A 19,405-nucleotide genomic window follows, 5' to 3' on the forward strand; every position below is an offset into this window, starting at 1 on the left:
TGACATGGTCGGGGCGATCGCGTCGCTAAAAGCCGTAGCGGCGCGCAAATTCCTGGGCGAGCTGCGATACATCTTCGCAGGCGTTGGCCCAGGGGGCAAAGTCGGGGGTGTCCGAGATAATGCCGTCGGCCTCCCAAACTGCCTGGTGCGAAAGATCCCAGGGATCGCGTGGCTCGGGCCGGCAGGGAAGGTACGGTGTCTGGTACATGGGATTCAGCAAGAAGAACGCGCCACCCTCGCAACGGTTAGCGAACTCACGCAGCGCGCGCGTCGCCGGGCGCATCTTGTTTGTTTTGAACAGCAAGATCGTGCGGGCGAGCAGGTACCAAGGAGAGTTTTCGAGTGCGTCTGCCCCCACCTGTTCCTCGAGCTGATGCGCCAGGGCAAAAAAGCCGTCCTGGTCTTCCAGGCGGGCGAGGGCAAGCAATACGGTGCCGGCGGCCCGGGTGGGATAGCCCTCCGTCTTAAGGACACGGCGAGAATAGTTGGCGGCGGCGCGGTAACGAGCGCTCGCCATGCACAGCTGCGAGATGGCCTCGAGTGTGTGAAGCCACCCGATAAGGGCCGGCTCGCTCACGGTAAGGTCCGCTGCGGTGACACCGTCGGCCAAAACATTATTGGCCCAGTAGTGCGGGGCCTCCATATCAAACCCGGGCACGCTCTGTTGCAGGTAGTCGGCCGTGCTCGTCTCGAGCTTCATCAGGTCGCCCAGGCAGGCGTCGACGGGCGTGTCCGCCAAAATGATGGCGAGCAGCTGGGCATCGACGGCCAGCGCATCGATGCGGACGATCTTGAGCAGCTCATCACGCATATCGTCGAACAAGCGGTTGCGCGTCTGCTCAAACTCCTCGTCGCTGCCCATGTCCTCGATGCGATGGAGCTCGTCGAGCAGGTGGCGATGAACACCGGCATAGGACAGCAGCGCCTGAGCATGCTCGGACTGCGCATACTTTTGGGGATTCGCGCTAATGTCGTTATGGACAAGCTCGCGTGCTGCATCGGTGAGCTCGGGGTGCGACGCCAGATAGGTGCGCTCCAGGTAGGCGGGGATGTAGACGCTCGGATCCATTAGAGGTCTCCTCCCTTAAACGGCAAGCCCTGCTCGGCCGCCCGCAGTATGCGCTCGTCGATCTGGGAGCGCACGATGTCGTTGGTGGCGACCCAGGCGGCAAAGCTGGCGTTGTCGGGTGCGCCCAGGCCCTCCTGCAGTACCGGCGTCGCCTCGGAGAGTGCAAGGACGAGCTCGTCGGTGGAGCCTGCACCCACGTTGACGCGGGCATAGACGCCATCGGGAAACTCGGTTTGGAAGTAGAGCGCCTCGGCTGCGTGCGGGCACGAGCGCGCAAGGATACGCAGGTAGTGTTCGGCGCCCTCGTAATCCAGCTCGCGCCAGGCAGCGCTCATCAGCGCGATGAGCGTCCACGGGTCCAAGTCGCGTTCTGCATCCTTGGGACGACGGCGCAGCGGCGTGTTGGCGAGATAGGGGACGGAGTGGGCAGAGCGAAAGCGCTTGAGCTCCTCAGCGGGGTATTCGAGCTTTGCCATGGCGAGCATTGCGGTGTGGCGGACGCCGGCAGGATCGTTGGGGGCAAAGTCGAGGCTGCGGTTTGCGGCTTCGAGCGACATGCGGTAGCGGCCGCTAATGAGCGCGCGCGATGCCAAGGCGGCAAGCCAGCGCAGGTAGGGACGGCGGGTCAGGTCGCCTGCAGCCTCGCGCTCGTAGGGGTCCTGCGCCGAGGCGATCTTGAGCGCCAGGTCGTGCTCCACCTCGTCGCACTTGGACACCAGATATTGCACGTATTCCTCGTTGGAGTCAGCGGTGAGGGCGCACAACATGCGCTGCGCATCCCAGTTGGCCGGATCGAGTGCGGCGGCCTCGCGAAGCATGTTCTCGGCAGCGGCCTCTTCCTGCTCGGCTTGGGCATCGTCGGGGATAAAGGGAATGCGGTAGTCGACGGCCTCGACCACCTTGGCAATCAGATGCCCGGCGCGGTCGCGGTCGTGCACGATGAGCGGCGCGGGGTTGCGGGTGAATTGCTCCATCAGACGCTCGACGGCGGGGCCGTCGGTGAGCGGGATATTGTCGCGGCGCAAGGCCTCAAGAACGAGGCGATGGCAATCCTCTTGAATGGGATCGAATGCCATGGGGCCTCCTTTGCTGCGGTTAGGGTTCAAATGTCTCTATATAAGGTTCTAGTTTACCCGCATGTGGCACACCGGGGGTGCCGCACTTGGACATGCACCTTTGCACCACGAAGACGGATGTCGCACAAATGTCGGCACCTTGGACGACTGAGTGGTATCACGGTGCCGCAAACGGTCGATTTTTGGCGGCGAACGGGGCGTATTTTGGAGGGGCACCGTCCTGTCCGGGATATGTGGTCAACCTTGATAAAACGTTTGCCCAGCTTGGGAGTATGAATGCCCCACAAGGGTCTTCAGGGATAGAAAAAACGTTTCATCATTGTCGGCTTTAGGTGAATAACTGACCAACCAGAACGGTAAAATAGTGTTTGTCTGAGCGTTGAGACGTTTAGACATCGCGCATTGTCATCGCCGGCAACGCGCAAAACGGTCCTAACGGAGCCAATCGGGTGCTCCGTTATATACGCAAGTCTAAGAGGGGCTTGTTTAGGAGGCACAGTATGGGACGTTTTACCAATCCTCGCGATCTGTACTTTGGTGAGGGCGCTCGCCACGAGGTGAAGAACCTCAAGGGCAAGAAGGCCATCATCGTTTCTGGCGGCAGCTCTATGCGCCGCGGCGGGTTCCTGCAGGACGTTGAGGCCGACCTCAAAGAGGGCGGCTTCGAGGTCAAGCTGTTCGAGGGCGTCGAGTCCGATCCGTCCATCGAGACGGTCATGAAGGGCGCCGAGGCCATGCGCGAGTTCGAGCCCGACTGGATTATCGCCATCGGCGGCGGCTCGCCCATCGATGCCGCTAAGGCCATGTGGGTCTTCTACGAGTATCCCGAGGAGTCCTTCGATAACATCATCCAGCCGTTCAGCTTCCCTGAGCTGCGTCAGAAGGCTCACTTCTGCGCCATCTCCTCTACCTCCGGTACCGCTACCGAGGTTACCGCCTTCTCCGTCATCACCGACTACGCCAAGGGCATCAAGTACCCGCTGGCCGACTTCAACATCACCCCTGATGTCGCCATCGTCGACCCCGAGCTCACCTACACCATGCCCGCCAAGCTGTGCGCTCACACCGGCATGGATGCTCTGACCCACTGCATGGAGGCCTACGTTTCTACCTTCGCCTCTATGTTCACCGACGCCAACGCCCTGCACGGCATCCGCGAGATCGTCGAGTGGCTGCCCAAGTCCTATGCTGGCGACCATGAGGCCCGTCAGCACATGCATGAGGCTCAGTGCATCGCCGGCATCGCCTTCTCCTCGGGCCTGCTGGGCATCGTTCACTCCATGGCTCACAAGACCGGTGCAGCCTTTGAGAACGGCCACATCATCCACGGTGCTGCTAACGCCATGTACCTGGGCAAGGTCATCCAGTGGAACTCCAAGGATCCCCGTGCTGCCGAGCGCTACGCTTATGTGGCCAAGGAGATCCTGCACCTTCCCGGCGAGACCAACGAGGAGCTCATCGCTGCGCTCGTCCAGAAGATTCGCGACCTCAATGACCAGCTCAACATTCCGCAGTCCATCAAGGATTACGCGAATGGTGGCGTGAAGGTCGACGCCGAGAACCCGCAGATGGTTTCCGAGGAGGAGTTCCTCGCCAAGCTGCCCGAGATCGCTGCGAACGCCGAGACCGACGCCTGCACGCCCGAGAACCCGCGTGAGACCAAGGCTGCCGACTTCGAGAAGATCCTCAAGGCCTGCTACTACGACACCGACATCGATTTCTAATCGACTCTTGTTATCGTAACGAGGGGCTCCGCACGTATCCGTACGGAGCCCCTTTCTTTTTTCTTTTAGAGAATGGGATAGTTATGGCTGCAATTTTCAATAGCCCCAGCAAGTACATCCAGGGTCCGGACGAGCTCGCCAAGCTCGGCTCCTATGTCGAGCCGCTCGGCGCTAAGGCCCTCGTCATCGTGACGCCTTCGGGCAAGAAGCGCGTCGGTGCCAAGATCGAGGGTGGTTTTGCCGAGGCTAAGGCCGAGTTGCTGTTTGAGGACTTTAACGGCGAGTGCTCCAAGAGCGAGGTCGATCGCCTGGTTGCGCTCGCGCGCGACAACGGCTGCGACATCATCGTCGGCGTCGGTGGCGGCAAGATCCTCGACACCGCCAAGGCCGTCGCCTACTACCTGGAGTCCCCGGTCATCATTTGCCCCACCATCGCTTCGACCGATGCCCCGTGCTCGGCGCTCTCCGTGCTCTATACCGATGACGGCCAGTTCGATAAGTACCTGTTCCTTAAGGCGAACCCCAATATCGTTCTTATGGATACGACGGTTATCGCGGCGAGCCCGGTACGCCTGACGGTGGCAGGTATGGGCGATGCGCTCGCAACCTACTTTGAGGCCCAGGCGACGCACGATGCCGACGGTGGCACCTGCGCTGGTGGCAAAGGCGGCATGGCCGGTCTGGCGCTTGCCAAGCTCTGCTACGAGACGCTTATGGCCGATGGCGTCAAGGCCAAGGTCGCGCTGGAGAAGGGTGCGCTCACGCCTGCCGTCGAGCATATCATCGAGGCCAATACGCTGCTTTCGGGCATTGGCTTTGAGAGCTCGGGCCTTGCTGCTGCTCATGCCATCCACAATGGCCTGACGATGCTGCCCGAGTGCCACGGCATGTATCACGGCGAGAAGGTCGCCTTTGGCACCATCGTTCAGCTGGTACTCGAGGATGCTCCGACTGAGAAACTCGAGGAAGTCTTGGGCTTCTGCATTGAGCTGGGCCTGCCGGTCACGATGAAGGAACTTGGCGTTGCCGAGCTTACGCGCGAGCAGGCCATGATTGTTGCCGAGGCCGCCTGCGCGCCCGATGACACCATGTGCAACATGCCGTTTGAGGTGACGCCCGAGATGGTCGCAAACGCCATCCTGGGTGCCGACGCGCTGGGTCACTACTACCTTATGGATGAGTAAATCAAGCTAAGGAAGGGGCAAAGCCAGCAGACGGCTTTGCCCCTTTTTGCTATGGTGCAAACCAACCTGACCCCATCGCACCAAGTTGGTGCAAAGGGGTCAGGTTACTTTGCACCAATCGTTGTTTGATGAAGGGCGGATTCTCGTATGGCGCTTCCTATGGTTTACGGCGGTCCCGGTCGGTATGTTCAGGGGCCGGGCGAACTTTCGCGTCAGGGCAGGTATTTGTCATGGTTGGGCTGCGCTGCCTATGTCTTGTTTGACCAGGGCACCGAGGATCGGCTGTGCAGGCAGATTGTCGATGGATTTCTGGACGACGATCTAAGCGAGCCGTTCTTTAAAATTTACAACGGTCCGTGTACGGAAGAGGCTGTTGCCGAAATGGCTAAGGAAGCCCAGGCTGAGTATTGCGACATGGTGGTGGGTATTGGCGGTGGCAAGATGCTCGATATCGCCAAGGCAGTAGCGTTTTATGCCGAGTTGCCGTTGTGCGTATGTCCCACGGCGGCCTCAATGGATGGTCCGTGCAGCGCGATTTCGGTGCTGTATCACGAGGATGGGTCGTTCGACCGCTACCTGATGCTCGAGAAGAATCCAGATCTGGTCGTGGTCGATACCAACGTGGTCGCAGCGGCCCCACTGCGTATGACGGTCGCTGGTATGGGCGATGCGCTGGCAACGTACTTCGAGGCGCGTTCGTGCGCCGCGGCGCACGGCGCCAACGAGCACGGTGGCGCGCCGGGGCACTTGGCTCTGGTTGCGGCTCGTGCCTGCTACGACACACTTATGGAGTGCGGTGTCGCTGCCAAGCGCGATCTCAAAAAGGGGCGTACGTCGCCAGCGGTTGAACGCCTGATCGAGTGCAATATTTTGCTCTCGGGTGTCGGCTTTGAGAGTGGCGGCTTGGCGTTGGCGCATGCCATCGCCAACGGGCTGACGATTCTGCCCGAGTGCAAGGCCATGCATGGTGAGGCCGTGGCATTTGGTCTGGTGGTGCAGCTGCGCCTGGAGCGTGCACCCGAGCTTGATCAGGTGCTCGAGTTTTGCCAGCGCGTCGGTCTGCCGACGACGCTTGAGGAGCTGGGGCTTGATGAGATTACCGATGCCGATTTGCTGAGCGTTGCTGACGCAACTTTTAAGAACGAGCGCAACATGGCCAACGAACAGACAAAGGTGACCAGGCAAAAGCTCGTGCAGCTCATGTGCGAGGCATAGTTTGGCGCTTGATTGGCCTTGTGCAATCGAGGCGGCGATAGGCCATGGGCTATTTGCCGCAAAGATGCTCCGCGTGTAATTTGCCCGAGGCGTGGGCCGATAGCGTATCATTATCTCTTGCTTGTTTGCACTGCTCAGGGAGGGGCCGCGCATGGCGCAGGAACACGATCTGTTTGATGACATTATCGAGATCAGCAAGGGTTTCGACTTTCTTAAAAACCCGCTTGGCGGTGTGACCGATGCGCTCGATCCGTCGGCGCCGCAGTGGAATCCTGCTGACTACAAGGAGCGTCCGCGCGGCAACACCATTCCGTGCTTGACCTGCAAAAACGAAAAGAGTGGCTGCACCGCGTGCATGGACGTGTGCCCGGTCAACGCCATCGAGGTCGAGGAAGATGCCATCGAGATCCTCGATTCCTGTCGCAAGTGTGGCCTGTGCGCCGCTGCCTGTCCGACTGAGGCGATCATCTCGCCGCGCCTGGCGCCCAAAAACCTGTATGACGACATTGTCTCGGCGGCTACAAGTCACGAGACCGCCTACGTTACCTGCACGCGCGCCCTTAAGCGCCTGCCGCGCGAGAACGAGGTCGTCGTTGCCTGCGTGGGCGATATTACAGCCGAGACCTGGTTCTCGGTGCTGGCCGACTATCCCAACGTGAGTGTGTATCTGCCGCTGGGCGTGTGCGATAAATGCCGCAACACCGGTGGCGAGGACATGCTGGGCGAGGCGATTGCGAAGGCCGAGGAATGGGCTGGTACGGGTATGGGCCTGGAGGTCGACCCCAAGAGCCTCAAATGCCATAAGCGCCGCGAGTACGAGCGCAAGGAATACATGGAAAAGATCGCCCGTACCACGGGCCTGACCGTGACCAAACTCAATCCGGCGACGGCGGCACTGGCTTCGGTGACGCAGAAGCTCAAAGCCCATCGCCATCAGATCACCCAGCTGGAGCGCACGCTCAACACCATGTGCGGCACCACGACGACCAAGCGTCGCCGTTCGCTCACCCATGGGCGCCAGCTGGTGCTCTCGACGCTGCAAAACCACCCCGAGCTTGCCCAGAACATGCAGGTGAGCACGCCGGAGTGCGATTTTGACAAGTGCACGTCGTGCGGCGAGTGCGTTAACGCGTGTCCCACGTCCGCCTGCGATTTGGTGGGAAGCGGTCGCTTTGCACTGGAGTCCACGTATTGTTTGGGTTGCGGAGCCTGCGTCAAGGTTTGTCCCGAACATGCGCTCAAGCTGGTCGAACACGATGCGTCCAATCTGGTCGTCGCCGATCCCGAGGCCGAGGAAAAGGCCGCCCAGAAGGCGAAGGCTCACGAGGAGGCCGAGAAGGTCAAGGCCGAGGCAAAGGCCAAGCTCGATAAGATGCTCGATCAGGTGGAAAAGCTCGCAGACTAGTCAGCGACCCCTATCTCTGCTTCATTTGCGCCGCCGTGGCGTCCGGGTTCGCCTGGATGCTGCGGCGGCGCTATACTTATGCAGTTTGAAGTACCTGTATCAAAAGGAGCTGTCGTGTCCCTTTCCATCGGTATCGTGGGCCTGCCCAACGTGGGCAAGTCGACGCTGTTCACCGCGCTTACCAAAAAGACCGGCCTTGCCGCCAACTACCCGTTCGCCACGATCGACCCCAACGTGGGTATCGTCGATGTGCCCGATAGCCGCCTGCAAAAGCTCGCCGACATCGTCAACCCGGGTCGCATTGTGCCGGCTACGGTCGAGTTCGTCGACATCGCAGGTCTGGTGAAGGGCGCTAACGAGGGCGAGGGTCTGGGCAACCAGTTCTTGGCAAACATCCGCGAGACCGACGCCATCTGCGAGGTCGTGCGCTACTTTAAGGACCCCAACGTCATGCGTGAGGTGGGCCGCACCGGCGAGTTCGTCGATCCCGCCGGCGATGCCGACACCATCATGACCGAGCTCATCCTGGCCGACATGGGCACGCTCGAGAAGCAGCTGCCCAAGCTCGAGAAGGAGGCCAAGCGCGACAAGGAGCTCATGCCCAAGTTTGAGGTCGCCAAGCGTCTGCTTGCCTGGCTCAACGAGGGCAAGCGCGCCGCATCCATGGAGATGACTGACGAGGAGCGCGCCGCCGCCAAGGGCCTGTTCCTGCTCACCATGAAGCCCATCCTGTATGTGGCCAACGTGGACGAGGATATGCTCAACGAGGACCTGGCGCCCATCGATGGCGTCAAGCCGCTGCCGATCTGCGCCAAGATTGAGGCCGAGCTTTCCGAGCTCGATCCCGAGGACGCTGCCGACTACCTGGAGAGCCTGGGCCTGGAGCAGCCCGGCCTGGACGTGCTCGCGCAGGCCGCCTACAAGCTGCTTGGCCTGCAGTCGTTCTTTACGGCTGGTGAGATGGAGGTCAAGGCCTGGACGGTTCGTCAGGGCGCAACCGCTCCGCAGGCCGCCGGCGTCATCCACACCGACTTTGAGCGCGGCTTTATTAAGGCCGAGGTCATTGGCTACGACGATTACATCGAGCTCGGTGGCGAGCAGGGCGCCAAGGCCGCCGGCAAGCTGCGTATCGAGGGCAAAGAGTATGTCATGGCCGATGGCGACGTCGTGCACTTCCGCTTTAACGTGTAAGGACGACGCATATGTTTAAATATGGCAAAAAAGCTGGCTACATGGGTATTGCGTTGCTCGTACTTGCGGTGATTCCGCTGGTGGTTGCAGCGTGTGTTATCCCCAACATTGGTCCCGAGGTGGCAACGAAGTTTAACGCGGCCGGTGAGGTGACGCGCTGGGGCAAGAGCTACGAGCTGCTGGCACTGCCGGTGCTCAACCTGCTGCTGAGCGTGGCGACGTACTTTACGGCAGGACGTCAGGCTAAAAACAATGATGACTCCGCCGCCATGGCGCGCATCGTGTGCGAGCGCTACCTGCGAAACGGCTGCATCACGGGTGTGTTCCTCAACGTAATCAACGTCTACTTTATGTACTCGGCTATTACCGGAACAGGCTTTGGCTTTGGTTTCTAGCCTGTCCTTTTAGGCAACGAGCCTGCACGCATATTCAATGGCTGCTGCGAGGCCGCCGCTCGATCGTGGTTTAAAGACCATATCGGCGGCGGCCTCGTTTTCGTATCCGGAGCCGCGGAGGGCGAGTGCGATACCGGCTTCTAAAAGGAGCGGCAGGCCGCGTTGGCTGGTTGCGATTACGGCAGCCTGATTGAGCGAGCAGCTGTGCGCTTGGCATTGGATGGCAAGTTCGCCTTGCGCCGGGCAAGGGACCAGAACGGCGGCGACGCGACTTGATAGTAATGCAAATGCTGTGCGCTCATCGGGCGAAAGGCATTCGGCTTCAACGACGACGAGCTTGGGCGGTGCGCTGTTTGTGCGAAGCGTGGCTCGGTACATGCGGACCGAAGAACCCGACATAGAAAACTCTGTGTATTCGGCAAAACGTAAACTATAGTTTACGTTTTTGTTCAGCTCCATTTCAAACTCGGCTGCATGGACGAACGTGCGAAACAGATTCTTGGCAGGCGGGTCGAAGAGACACGCAGGGACCTTGGTATCTCCAAGGTTGATTTTTGTGTGGCGACAGGAATCAGCCGACCCTACCTCGACCGAATCGAAGATGGGACGGCAAATTTCACGCTCAAGGTTCTATTTAAGATCGCGCCCGCACTCGGCATGACGGTGTCAGAGCTTCTCGAGGGGATCGAATAGGGGATACCCGTCGACAACTGAATTACGCCATCGGGATGCGGTCGTGGTTGACTTGGCTGTAGAACAGGCGCTGAATCTCGGCCGCATCACGTGACTGGCCGAGTGCCCACATGGTTTTGGCCACGAGCGTCTCGGTGGTCATGTCGTCGCCGCGCAAAATGCCCGGATGATCGGCGTAGGCACGGCCGACCTCATAAACACCCAGGTCAAGGCCCTCTTCGGGGACCTGCGTGGTCATAACGACAGTGCGACCCGAATCGACCCAGCGGAAAATTGCCTCTTGGAACGACTCGCCCGACTCACCAAACTCGGGGATACCGCCAATGCCAAAGGTCTCCAGAATCACAGCGTCGTAGCTATCGGCAAGAGCGTCCAGGATACCCGGGTTCACGCCGGGTGTCAGCTTAAGGACAAATACGCGCGGGTCGATGCTGTCGTAGAAGCGAACCGGGTTCTCGTCCTGGTGAGTGCCGTGGAGTCCGTTGCGAACGATGCGGTCGTTGCGGATATAGGCAATGGGCGGATAGTTGACGCTAATGAACGCGTTAAAGCTCATGGTGCGCTGCTTGCGGGCGCGCGTGCCGGCAATGGCTACGCCGCCAAAGACAATCGAGACGTCGTGCGAATGCTCGTCGAGCGCATAGAGCAGGCTCTGGTACAGGTTGAGCTTGGCGTCGGTAAAGGGATTGCCCATGGGCTTTTGCGAGCCGGTGAGTACGATGGGCTTGGGGCTGTCCTGAATCAGATAGGAAAGCGCCGCCGCGGTGTAGCTCATGGTGTCGGTGCCGTGCAGAATCACGAAGCCGTCGTGGTCGGCATAACCCTCGACGATGACGTCGCGGATACGCATCCAGTCGCTCGGACGCATATTGGTGCTGTCGATGTTCATGGGCTGCACGACGTCGAGCTCGCAGAGGCCCGAGATCTCGGGGACGCTCTGGGCGAGCTCCTCACCGGTCAGGGCGGGGGAGAGGCCGTTGCCGTCCTCGGTCGATGCGATGGTGCCGCCCGTGGCGATGAGAAGGATGCGCTTCATGCTGGTATTCCTATCGTATTTGCCGCCGCAGAGGCGGAGTCGTTCGGCAGTATTGTGGCACAGGGCGTCCAATGTTCAAACGTATTACATCATCTGTAACGTTTGGTAACACTTCAATTGCCGTCAAATAGGCCCCGGTCGTGCGTTTGCCGTGCGCTGATGGCTGCGAGGGACGAGAAACCCCATATAACGTGTACACTATGTAAGCTGTTTTCGTTTATTCGCGCGGGTGGGCACAGGCTCCCCGCCAACAAGAGGGGGAAACCATGGATCAAAAGGCTTCCGCAAAGGTCCTCGTACTCGACTTTGGTGCGCAGTACGGTCAGCTCATTGCCCGTCGCGTCCGCGACCTCAACGTGTATTCCGAGATCGTTCCCTGCGACATCTCGGCCGATGAGATTCGCGAAATGAACGCCTCTGCGCTCATCCTCTCTGGCGGCCCGGCTTCTGTGTATGCCGAGGACGCTCCGTCCATCGATCCCGCCATCTTTGACCTGGGCCTTCCCGTTCTGGGCTTTTGCTACGGCCATCAGATCACGGCCGTGACGCTCGGCGGCAAGGTCGGTCACTCCGAGGTGGGCGAATACGGCCGCGCCACCATCACGCGTACGGCCGGCGCCAAGCTCTTTAACTCCACGCCTATGGAGCAGACCGTGTGGATGAGCCACCGCGACGCCGTGTCCGAGGTGCCCGAGGGCTTTACCGTTACCGCCAGCACCGACGTGTGCCCGGTTGCCGCCATGGAGTGCGTCGAGCGCAAGATCTTCACCACGCAGTTCCACCCCGAGGTCAAGCACTCCGAGTACGGTCAGCAGCTGCTGAGCAACTTTCTGTTTGAGATCTGCGGCCTGGAGCCCAACTGGAGCATGGATAACCTGGTCGAGACCATGACAGCCGAGTTCCGCGAGAAGGTCGGCGACGACCGCGTGATTCTGGCCCTGTCCGGCGGCGTCGACTCCTCCGTCGTGGCTGCGCTGGGCGCTCGCGCCGTGGGCAAGCAGATGACCTGCGTGTTCATCAACCACGGCCTGCTGCGCAAGGGCGAGCCCGAGCAGGTGGAGGAGGTCTTCACCAAGCAGTTTGACGTCGACTTTATCCACGTCCACGCCGAGGACCGTTATGCCGAGCTTCTGGCCGGCGTGACCGAGCCCGAGGAGAAGCGCCGCATCATCGGTACGCAGTTCTGGAAAGAGTTCTTCGCCGTGGCGCAGCAGCTCGAGACCGATGGCAAGCCGGTCAAGTACTTGGCTCAGGGCACCATCTACCCCGACATCATTGAGTCCGGCGCTCGCAAGACGGGCGGCAAGACGGCTACCATCAAGAGCCATCACAATCTGATCCCGTTCCCCGAGGGCGTGCACTTCGACCTTATTGAGCCGCTCGACCACTTCTTTAAGGACGAGGTCCGCGCGCTTGGTCTGGCGCTCGGTCTGCCGGGTCATATCGTGTTCCGCCAGCCTTTCCCGGGCCCGGGTCTGGCCATCCGCATCATCGGTGCGGTCGACAAGGAGAAGCTCGAGATCCTCAAGAATGCCGACGCCATCGTGCGCGAGGAGCTCGACGCCTATAACCAGCGTCTGTTTGAGCAGACCGGCGAGCGCAACTCCGAGCATAGCTGCTGGCAGTATTTCGCCGTCCTGCCCGACATTAAGTCCGTCGGCGTTATGGGCGACGAGCGCACCTACCAGCGCCCAATTATCCTGCGTGCCGTCGAGTCCAGCGATGCCATGACCGCCGACTGGGCCAAGCTGCCCTACGACGTCCTGGCCCGCATCTCCGGCCGCATCGTGGCCGAGGTTCCCGGCGCCAACCGCGTGTGCTACGACATCACGTCCAAGCCGCCCGCGACGATTGAGTGGGAATAGAACATACGTTCGATAAAATAATATAGTATCAGATAGCGGGCACGGTTTCAATTGAATCCGTGCCCGCTGCTGTATGCGTGTCCTTGCACGCCCAATATGCGCCGTAAAAGCCGTCTTCTTCGACGTCAAAGTGAATGCGCTTCGTTTTCGCCTCTCAAAATCTTATTTTCACGATTTGCATTTTCATCCCGTTGTCACCGACCCTTGCGAGAAACCGGAAAAAGCAGCTGACAGAAGAGTCTCTCAAATCGTTGTAGCCCAGCATATAGCCGCGACTTGTGACCTGCAGACGGCTGTCCCACGTGCCGATTTCCTTGGCGGCATCCGAAACCGCAAAATATGCCCCCACATCCTTGATTTTTGCAGTCTTAAGCCATGTTTTTGCGATCATCTTTACCGCCGTCCGATTGGCAGCATCAAAGACCAGCACACTGCCGGGGAAAGCGTCCGCCATCCCCCGCACCAGTTCCCGGACCTGCTGGGTCAGAAAGTAATAGAACACCCCGGAGGCAAAGAACACCGCCCCGCGGGAGGCATCGATTTTGCTAAACCATGCGGTGTCTTTCAGGTCGCAGGGGATATTTTGTTCTCGATCCCCGGCGGGCAGTAGCTGCTGCCGCAAGGCAATCACATCCGGGAAGTCCAGATTGTAGATCTTGCATCTACCGTTGTCGCAGGTTCTGCCGGTGTTGTCCAGCCCGCAGCCCAGATTGACCACCGCCGCATTGGGGTGGCCTTTCAGGTAATCCCGCACCTCGAAAGCAAGATCACTCTGCCGTGTGGCCACCTCCAGCGCACCAAAGCGCTGTATCAGGCTGCGGGAGTTTTTCTCTGCCTCTGAAAAGTCGTAGTCGATCTGGTCGAGCAGACGAACCGCTGTTTCATCCCTGTAAAGGTTCGGGTACAACTCCGTACACAGCTTCCGGGAATACAGCGGGAGGATCAGCGTCTCCTGCACGGTGTTTTTCTCAATTTTACATTTCATAGGTTTCTTCCTCAGTGAATAAAAACTGTCATAATTGCCGCCAGCATAGCCGCTATGACCGTCATGCCTATCGCCATGTGCAGGATGGATGCAAAAATGCCCGTGCTTGATACCCCTACTTCCGCGCCGTGACGCAGAGCCACTTTTTCTTTTTGTGTATCTGCACCTCGTGAAAACCCGCCTGCTCCAGACATGCCTTTAATTCAATGTCCTTGTAGATGGTCATGCCGCCGATGATCTGCGTCCACCTCTCGTCCTTGTCCGTATCGCCATTGCTCTCGTTGCAGATAAGAATTGTCCCGCCTGGCTTCAGCGTCCGCCAGACCTCACGGAAGCATCGGGGCAAATCAGGCCAAAAATAGACGGTCTCAAAGGCCGTGGCGGCATCGAAGTAGCTATCCTCAAACACCATATCCGCCACACTGCCTTGCAGAACGGCGCAACGCCCCTCCTGAATTGCAATTCGGTTGAGCTTTCTAGTCTTCTCCACGCTGACGGGCGAATAGTCGACGCCCTTGACGACGCCATGCGGGCATTTTTTCAGCAGCCGTTTTATGTTCGCCCCGCCGCCGCAGCCGCAATCCAGCACCTTGGCATTTGGCGCAAGTCGTAGAAATCGAAGTCCCCACCGCGCCACAGGGCTGTGGCCCAGATTCATCATGGCAACCATAAGTTTTCCGCCGAGGCCCACGGGCTTGCGGGTGTTTTCAAAGAACGACATCTGGCCCCTCCGATTTCGTGCATTCCGCATAGGTCAATGGGAACGAGGCCTTCAGCACCGCGCTTTTCTGCACCGCCCAGCCGTTTTGACGCAGGAAACGCAGGTATTCCTCGCTTGTCCACCTGCTGTGGAGGGGGAATCCCGCCATACTCATGAAAAAGGCTTTTGCCTTGCCGGAAACCGAGTTCCCCGCGTGGGTGAAGGTTGGCGCGATGAGCACGCCGTCGTCCTTCAGTACCCGCCTGATTTCTTGCAGTGCCTTTTCCGGATGCGGCACTATGTGAAGCGCGTTGGACGCGATCACCACTTCGAAGGACTTCTGTGCATAGGGCAGGCGGAACATATCTTGTACGGAAAAGTGCAGCTTTGCGGATTGATTGTCCCGCTTTGCTTCAAGGATCATCTGTGCAGAAGCGTCCGTAGCCTCGATGTGCACCGCCGCATCCACGATGCTCTTTGCGATAAGCCCCGTGCCGGTGGCAACCTCCAGTACGGTTTTTGCTTTCACCACCGGCCTGATCAGCTCATACATCTTCTCATACGCCGCCCGGTCCTTTCGCATGAAACGGTCGTACCGACCGGCATTCTTGTCCCAGAAGCCCTTGCGTTCGTGCATGGCTATCGCCCCCCAAACAGTTAGAGCAATCTAACTATAACACACGAATCATGCAGTAAGATAAGGCTAACCTTATTTCTTGGCCAAGACGCATCTCTTCGGTTTTGCTTATAACGGTGTGAGTCAGATACTAAGCTGGAGCTGAAGAAGGAGCTTGGCGGACAGGTAGGTCGATACCGGTTCCCGGAACGGTGATCCAGCCAATTACACCAGGGCTCTAGTCATGCAGGTAAACCCAATCCATGACGGGAAATAGGTCCTTTTCTCTAGCTCGACGTCTTTCGGAGCTTGACGATTTGGACTGATGGAGGTGAGAAGTCCCTCACTGCGCCAATACCAGAAGATTGCGCTATAGACATCTCTCCGACCCTTTGAATCACCCCTTTTCACGCCACCCGCTACGAACCCCGGCGGAAACTAGGGAGTGATTAAAAAGGCGACCTGCGGTTTTGCGAATCAATTGAGTCATTCACAAAATCGCGAATTAAGGGCCTGATTCGCCCAAATTGCGCACGAATTGGCCCTTAGGCGGTACGACGCGACACGCATCGACAACACTCGGCCTGGATTAGTCACTGAGCGGGAATAGCGGGAACTGGCTTTTGAACTCGCGTTTTGATACCGTCGAGTACCGCCTGATGCTGTTTCGGCGCCGCCATAGAGTAAAGCCACCAGCGAAATAACGGGAATAAAAGCCTCCGGACCCTCTGGTTCGGAGGCTATCTTTTTGCATATCTGCCTAAAACGACTCCTTGCCAAAGCCCCTTGAGCATCGGGCGGCATTATTGAGTGTGGGCGTTATCGTAGGTATCTTTGATTTCTTCTGGCAAATTACCGGGAATCAGCGCCTTCACTCTATCCTCGTTGCCATCTTGGATTGCCTGCTCGTAGTACCAGCATTTGAACTTCAGCATGTCGAGCGCGCGGTTCATGTTCACGATCTCCGACTCCATGTGGGCCTTGCGCTCCTCGAACATGGCCTTGCGTTTGGGGTATGTTGAGGGACCCTCTGCGCACCATTCCATGAACAGCCGGATGTCCTTGATCTCCATTCCAGCCTTCTTTAGGCATTCGATGACCCGAAGCGCTTCGAGTTCCGTATCGCTGAATCGGCGAATGCCGGATGCCCGCTCCAGCCCCGGGAACAATCCCTGCTTGTCGTAATATCGCAGCGTTGAAGCGGGCAAACCGAACATTTCCGCCACCTGTCCGATTGTGTACATGGCTCCTCCGAAACAATGTCGAATTCATTCCTTGACCTAAAGTCAGGTTTAGGTATTACCTTCATTCTCGTCAATGTAAATCGGGAGCGCAAGGGGTATTCCGTAATGGGCAAAACGGTTTTGATAGTTTCTTCAAGTCCACGAAAGAATGGCAATTCCGAGACGCTGGCGGAGGCTTTCGCCAACGGCGCGCGGGAGGCAGGTCACAGCGTTGAGACCGTGCGTCTGCGCGAGAAGCAAATGGGCTTCTGCAGGGGCTGCCTTGCCTGCTTAAAGTTGGGGCGTTGCGTCATCCAAGACGATGCCGTGGAAATTGCCGCCAAAATGCACGATGCGGATGTGCTGGTGTTTGCAACGCCCGTCTACTACTACAGCGTCTGCGGCCAGCTCAAAACCATGCTGGACCGCGCTAACCCGCTTTTTGGCTCCGATTATGCATTCACCGAGGCATATCTGTTGGCGACGGCGGCGGAGAACGGGCGCTCGACCTTCGACGGGGCGAAAAAGGCGATGCAGGGATGGGTTGACTGTTTCTCCCGCTGCACGCTCGCTGGAACGGTTTTCGCCGGCGGCGTGAACGGCGTGGGCGAAATCGCCGGGCATCCCGCTCTGGAGCAGGCGCGGCGAATGGGCATGGGAATCTAGCCGGGCTGTTTGGCCGCGCGGAAACAGATTTGTGCCAAAACTATCGACAGGAGGAAATCGATCATGGCAGTTAAACAGACGGCAGGCAGAGACGCCCTGGGGGAGTTCGCTCCCAAATTCGCACAGCTCAACGACGACGTGCTGTTCGGCGAGGTGTGGAGCCGAGAGAGTGAGCTCTCCCTGCGCGACCGCAGCGTGGTGACGGTGGTTGCCCTGATGTCGCAGGGGCTGACGGACTCTTCGTTCAAATATCACCTGATGTCCGCAAAGAACAATGGAGTGACCAGGACGGAGATAGCGGAAATCCTTACGCACGCGGCGTTTTATGCGGGTTGGCCCAAGGCGTGGGCTGCCTTCCGCATGGCGAAGGAGGTCTGGGCGGCCGACGATGCCGCCGACGCAAGGGCTCAGCACCAAAACGAGATGGTTTTCCCCATCGGTGCCCCCAACGACGCCTTCGCGAAGTACTTTATCGGGCAAAGCTACCTCGCGCCCCTTTCCACCGAGCAGGTCGGTGTCCACAACGTGACGTTCGAGCCCGGCTGCCGCAACAACTGGCACGTCCATCACGCCAAAAGCGGCGGTGGGCAGATCCTCGTCTGCGTGGCTGGTCGAGGGTTTTACCAGGAGTGGGGAAAGCCGGCACAGGAGCTGCGCCCCGGCGACGTGGTCAACATCGCCCCGGGGGTGAAGCACTGGCACGGCGCCGCGCCCGACAGCTGGTTCTCGCATCTCGCGTTGGAGGTTCCGGGCGAGGAGACCTCCAACGAGTGGCTGGAGCCCGTGGGCGACGATGCATACCTTAAAGCGACCAACAAGGAGGCTTAAGCACCGTCGCCCGTCCGCGCCGCCGAGAGCAGCGCGCCCAAATCTGCCTGAATCGCCTCTGCCTTGCTTCCGAGCTGCAGCGGAGCCGAGCCGTTCGAGATGTTGACGCTCAACAGGTGCGCATCCGGCAGCTTCGCGGTCATGCTCCAGAACGGGAGCGTGATGATGCCGGGGGTCATCTCGCCCACGCCGAGCTCCAGCAACAGCACGCGGCGATCGCTGCGCTCGCGCACGAAGCGCTCGTATCGTCCGAGGCTCTCGCGCCAGGCCGCACCCTGCAGAAACGTGTCGTCGCGCACCCACGGCACAAGCTGCCAGCCGCAGTGCGGGCATCGGGGGACATCCTCGCTGAGGACCTCGAACCCCGCCATGCCCGCGAGCATGCGCTCGACGTAGGGGCTCGCGTCGAAGAGCTCGTCACAGCATGGCTGCTTGCACTGAAGGTGCGCGAAGCTTCCCTGATAGTTACAGGTTCTCTCGTCGGGAAACGTCTTCTCGGCCTGGGTGTCCACATTGGTGCTCAGGATGAAGTAGTCCTTATGGCCGATGAGGGACCGTAGGTCGAGATAGGGCTGCGAGGCCAGCTCGCGCAGCATGAAGTCGATGTATCGCGCATAGTATGCCCATCGCTGCTCGAGGCTGGGGTAGAGGTGGTAGAAGCCGTCGAAAAGGCTCTTGAAGCCAAAGGCTTGCTGCCAGTCCGTCATTCCGGCGCGCGCCATGCCTGCGCGGTTGTAATGGTTGAACCCGGCGGCGCTTGACATGCCCGAGCCGATGCCGACGATGATGGCGTCGGCATCGTCGATAAGGCTTCGAAGCCTATACGCTTCCCTCTCTAGAGACGGCATTGGGCAATCTCCTCGAAAGCCGGGGCCATATCGCCGTCAACGAGAATCGTCTCGCACGATGCATCGGGCGCCATAGCCTGGCTGTAGTTGAACACGATGTAGGTGGCGTGCTCGCAGACGTTCGCGATCTGGGCGAGCATGTGCTTTATGATGCCGTTGCGCAGTCCCACGCCAAGTTCGAGGATGGCGACCCTGCCGTTGCGATGGGCTTGCACAAGGCGCTCGAGCTCCTCGAGCTGGGCCGTGGCGAGGGCGTCTGGATGGGCGAGACGCCGCTCGTCGATCGACGTGCGTATGCCCCCCTCCGTCTCGAGCACGCGGTTCTCGTCGAACCCGGCGCGCGCGAAGTGCCCGTCGATGTTGCATGTGACCACGAAGGTGTCGGCGTGCTCCGTAAGACGCCGCAGCCCGTTCATGAGCGAGCCGGGCTCATATTCGAGATACTCCTTTTGATGGAACCGCTCGGCCCATCGGCGTCGCACGCTGGCATCCGGGGAAGCGAGCCCCTGCAGTATGCAGCCGATGCCGTCTGCCTGGGCGAGGTCCCCGTACGCCTCTTGGAAATGAGCATCGGCGCAGAAAAGGTTGAGCCCCTCCGCCATGTCGAGTCCGTTGCTAGCGCCGATGATGACAAGATCCGCTTCGGCTAGCGCCCTGCCTATGCGAACTGCTTTCGCCGTCTCCAT

At 59.5% G+C, this 19,405-nt stretch carries 20 protein-coding genes; 10 read left to right on the forward strand and 10 right to left on the reverse strand.

All coding sequences use genetic code 11. From position 1 onward, the window contains the following. Positions 1-25: 25 nt before the first annotated feature. Both PMW67_RS00720 and PMW67_RS00725 read right to left on the reverse strand, forming a co-directional pair. Positions 26-1,069: a hypothetical protein gene (locus tag PMW67_RS00720; protein WP_271738512.1), complete on the reverse strand. Its 1,044-nt coding sequence runs from the start codon at positions 1,067-1,069 to the stop codon at positions 26-28. After that, a complete protein-coding gene (locus PMW67_RS00725; protein ID WP_195535753.1) occupies positions 1,069-2,145 on the reverse strand; it encodes a tetratricopeptide repeat protein in 1,077 nt (358 codons plus the stop codon). The genes PMW67_RS00720 and PMW67_RS00725 overlap by 1 nt, the downstream gene beginning before the upstream one ends. Before the next feature lie 500 nt (positions 2,146-2,645). Between PMW67_RS00725 and PMW67_RS00730 the strand changes: the two genes are divergently transcribed. The 6 genes from PMW67_RS00730 (at position 2,646) to PMW67_RS00755 (ending at position 9,259) form a co-directional block, all read left to right on the forward strand. Then, complete coding sequence (locus tag PMW67_RS00730; RefSeq protein ID WP_271738513.1) at positions 2,646-3,869, forward strand: iron-containing alcohol dehydrogenase; 1,224 nt, start codon at positions 2,646-2,648, stop codon at positions 3,867-3,869. Between the two features lie 83 nt (positions 3,870-3,952). Beyond that, positions 3,953-5,053, forward strand: a complete 1,101-nt coding sequence (locus PMW67_RS00735) for a glycerol dehydrogenase (protein ID WP_117635909.1) — start codon at positions 3,953-3,955, stop codon at positions 5,051-5,053. Positions 5,054-5,200: 147 nt separating this feature from the next. Continuing rightward, complete coding sequence (locus tag PMW67_RS00740) at positions 5,201-6,268, forward strand: glycerol dehydrogenase (RefSeq protein ID WP_117645896.1); 1,068 nt, start codon at positions 5,201-5,203, stop codon at positions 6,266-6,268. Between the two features lie 151 nt (positions 6,269-6,419). Then, entirely contained in the window at positions 6,420-7,673 is a 1,254-nt protein-coding gene (locus PMW67_RS00745) for a 4Fe-4S binding protein (RefSeq protein ID WP_271738514.1), read from the forward strand. A 114-nt stretch (positions 7,674-7,787) separates the two neighbouring features. Then, positions 7,788-8,864, forward strand: a complete 1,077-nt coding sequence (gene ychF, locus PMW67_RS00750; RefSeq protein WP_089572784.1) for a redox-regulated ATPase YchF — start codon at positions 7,788-7,790, stop codon at positions 8,862-8,864. A gap of 41 nt (positions 8,865-8,905) precedes the next feature. Then, positions 8,906-9,259, forward strand: a complete 354-nt coding sequence (locus tag PMW67_RS00755) for a DUF1648 domain-containing protein (protein ID WP_225093255.1) — start codon at positions 8,906-8,908, stop codon at positions 9,257-9,259. 9 nt (positions 9,260-9,268) lie between these two features. Here PMW67_RS00755 and PMW67_RS00760 read toward each other — a convergent pair whose 3' ends face one another. Further along, positions 9,269-9,718, reverse strand: coding sequence for a hypothetical protein (locus PMW67_RS00760; protein WP_271738515.1), 450 nt, complete (start codon positions 9,716-9,718; stop codon positions 9,269-9,271). 15 nt (positions 9,719-9,733) lie between these two features. Between PMW67_RS00760 and PMW67_RS09745 the strand changes: the two genes are divergently transcribed. Next, positions 9,734-9,952: a helix-turn-helix domain-containing protein gene (locus PMW67_RS09745; protein WP_035136926.1), complete on the forward strand. Its 219-nt coding sequence runs from the start codon at positions 9,734-9,736 to the stop codon at positions 9,950-9,952. A gap of 22 nt (positions 9,953-9,974) precedes the next feature. Here PMW67_RS09745 and PMW67_RS00765 read toward each other — a convergent pair whose 3' ends face one another. Beyond that, on the reverse strand, positions 9,975-10,988 hold the full coding sequence (locus tag PMW67_RS00765) for an asparaginase (protein WP_089572789.1): 1,014 nt from the start codon (positions 10,986-10,988) through the stop codon (positions 9,975-9,977). 266 nt (positions 10,989-11,254) lie between these two features. Between PMW67_RS00765 and guaA the strand changes: the two genes are divergently transcribed. Next, positions 11,255-12,853 carry a glutamine-hydrolyzing GMP synthase gene (gene guaA, locus PMW67_RS00770; protein WP_035136929.1) on the forward strand — a complete coding sequence of 533 codons (1,599 nt, stop codon included), beginning with the start codon at positions 11,255-11,257 and terminating at the stop codon, positions 12,851-12,853. 154 nt (positions 12,854-13,007) lie between these two features. On the opposite strand, the gene PMW67_RS00775 is transcribed toward guaA, so the two are convergent. From PMW67_RS00775 to PMW67_RS00790, 4 genes are all read right to left on the reverse strand, one after another. Beyond that, complete coding sequence (locus tag PMW67_RS00775) at positions 13,008-13,838, reverse strand: class I SAM-dependent methyltransferase (RefSeq protein WP_055251056.1); 831 nt, start codon at positions 13,836-13,838, stop codon at positions 13,008-13,010. A 115-nt stretch (positions 13,839-13,953) separates the two neighbouring features. Next, the gene (locus PMW67_RS00780) at positions 13,954-14,559 is read right to left on the reverse strand and encodes a class I SAM-dependent methyltransferase (protein WP_055251058.1); all 606 of its coding nucleotides are present in this window, start codon (positions 14,557-14,559) and stop codon (positions 13,954-13,956) included. Then, a complete protein-coding gene (locus PMW67_RS00785; protein ID WP_117563603.1) occupies positions 14,546-15,175 on the reverse strand; it encodes a class I SAM-dependent methyltransferase in 630 nt (209 codons plus the stop codon). Before PMW67_RS00785 ends, PMW67_RS00780 begins: the two co-directional genes overlap by 14 nt. 782 nt (positions 15,176-15,957) lie before the next feature. Next, positions 15,958-16,398: a MerR family transcriptional regulator gene (locus tag PMW67_RS00790; RefSeq protein WP_271738516.1), complete on the reverse strand. Its 441-nt coding sequence runs from the start codon at positions 16,396-16,398 to the stop codon at positions 15,958-15,960. Between the two features lie 105 nt (positions 16,399-16,503). Here PMW67_RS00790 and PMW67_RS00795 point away from each other — a divergent pair, with 105 nt between their 5' ends. Then, entirely contained in the window at positions 16,504-17,043 is a 540-nt protein-coding gene (locus PMW67_RS00795) for a flavodoxin family protein (RefSeq protein ID WP_117563601.1), read from the forward strand. Positions 17,044-17,106: 63 nt separating this feature from the next. Then, entirely contained in the window at positions 17,107-17,871 is a 765-nt protein-coding gene (locus PMW67_RS00800; protein ID WP_055251066.1) for a carboxymuconolactone decarboxylase family protein, read from the forward strand. Here the strand turns inward: PMW67_RS00800 and PMW67_RS00805 are convergent. Further along, the gene (locus PMW67_RS00805; RefSeq protein ID WP_271738517.1) at positions 17,868-18,719 is read right to left on the reverse strand and encodes an SIR2 family NAD-dependent protein deacylase; all 852 of its coding nucleotides are present in this window, start codon (positions 18,717-18,719) and stop codon (positions 17,868-17,870) included. The two genes, PMW67_RS00800 and PMW67_RS00805, sit on opposite strands and share 4 nt — an antisense overlap. Next, positions 18,707-19,405 carry an SIR2 family NAD-dependent protein deacylase gene (locus PMW67_RS00810; RefSeq protein WP_055252414.1) on the reverse strand — a complete coding sequence of 233 codons (699 nt, stop codon included), beginning with the start codon at positions 19,403-19,405 and terminating at the stop codon, positions 18,707-18,709. Before PMW67_RS00810 ends, PMW67_RS00805 begins: the two co-directional genes overlap by 13 nt.

This window comes from Collinsella aerofaciens (genome assembly GCF_028209395.1).
Lineage (GTDB): Bacteria > Actinomycetota > Coriobacteriia > Coriobacteriales > Coriobacteriaceae > Collinsella > Collinsella aerofaciens_AZ.

Coding starts and splice junctions, on each gene's coding strand:
- PMW67_RS00795 (WP_117563601.1), top strand. CDS start 16,504: ATGGGCAAAACGGTTTTGATAGTTTCTTCAAGTCCACGAAAGAATGGC.
- guaA (WP_035136929.1), top strand. CDS start 11,255: ATGGATCAAAAGGCTTCCGCAAAGGTCCTCGTACTCGACTTTGGTGCG.
- PMW67_RS00760 (WP_271738515.1), bottom strand. CDS start 9,718: ATGGAGCTGAACAAAAACGTAAACTATAGTTTACGTTTTGCCGAATAC.
- PMW67_RS00810 (WP_055252414.1), bottom strand. CDS start 19,405: ATGGAGACGGCGAAAGCAGTTCGCATAGGCAGGGCGCTAGCCGAAGCG.
- PMW67_RS00730 (WP_271738513.1), top strand. CDS start 2,646: ATGGGACGTTTTACCAATCCTCGCGATCTGTACTTTGGTGAGGGCGCT.
- PMW67_RS00775 (WP_055251056.1), bottom strand. CDS start 13,838: ATGAAATGTAAAATTGAGAAAAACACCGTGCAGGAGACGCTGATCCTC.
- PMW67_RS00720 (WP_271738512.1), bottom strand. CDS start 1,069: ATGGATCCGAGCGTCTACATCCCCGCCTACCTGGAGCGCACCTATCTG.
- PMW67_RS09745 (WP_035136926.1), top strand. CDS start 9,734: ATGGACGAACGTGCGAAACAGATTCTTGGCAGGCGGGTCGAAGAGACA.
- PMW67_RS00765 (WP_089572789.1), bottom strand. CDS start 10,988: ATGAAGCGCATCCTTCTCATCGCCACGGGCGGCACCATCGCATCGACC.
- PMW67_RS00725 (WP_195535753.1), bottom strand. CDS start 2,145: ATGGCATTCGATCCCATTCAAGAGGATTGCCATCGCCTCGTTCTTGAG.
- PMW67_RS00735 (WP_117635909.1), top strand. CDS start 3,953: ATGGCTGCAATTTTCAATAGCCCCAGCAAGTACATCCAGGGTCCGGAC.
- PMW67_RS00780 (WP_055251058.1), bottom strand. CDS start 14,559: ATGTCGTTCTTTGAAAACACCCGCAAGCCCGTGGGCCTCGGCGGAAAA.
- PMW67_RS00790 (WP_271738516.1), bottom strand. CDS start 16,398: ATGTACACAATCGGACAGGTGGCGGAAATGTTCGGTTTGCCCGCTTCA.
- PMW67_RS00755 (WP_225093255.1), top strand. CDS start 8,906: ATGGGTATTGCGTTGCTCGTACTTGCGGTGATTCCGCTGGTGGTTGCA.
- PMW67_RS00745 (WP_271738514.1), top strand. CDS start 6,420: ATGGCGCAGGAACACGATCTGTTTGATGACATTATCGAGATCAGCAAG.
- PMW67_RS00805 (WP_271738517.1), bottom strand. CDS start 18,719: ATGCCGTCTCTAGAGAGGGAAGCGTATAGGCTTCGAAGCCTTATCGAC.
- PMW67_RS00800 (WP_055251066.1), top strand. CDS start 17,107: ATGGCAGTTAAACAGACGGCAGGCAGAGACGCCCTGGGGGAGTTCGCT.
- PMW67_RS00785 (WP_117563603.1), bottom strand. CDS start 15,175: ATGCACGAACGCAAGGGCTTCTGGGACAAGAATGCCGGTCGGTACGAC.
- PMW67_RS00740 (WP_117645896.1), top strand. CDS start 5,201: ATGGCGCTTCCTATGGTTTACGGCGGTCCCGGTCGGTATGTTCAGGGG.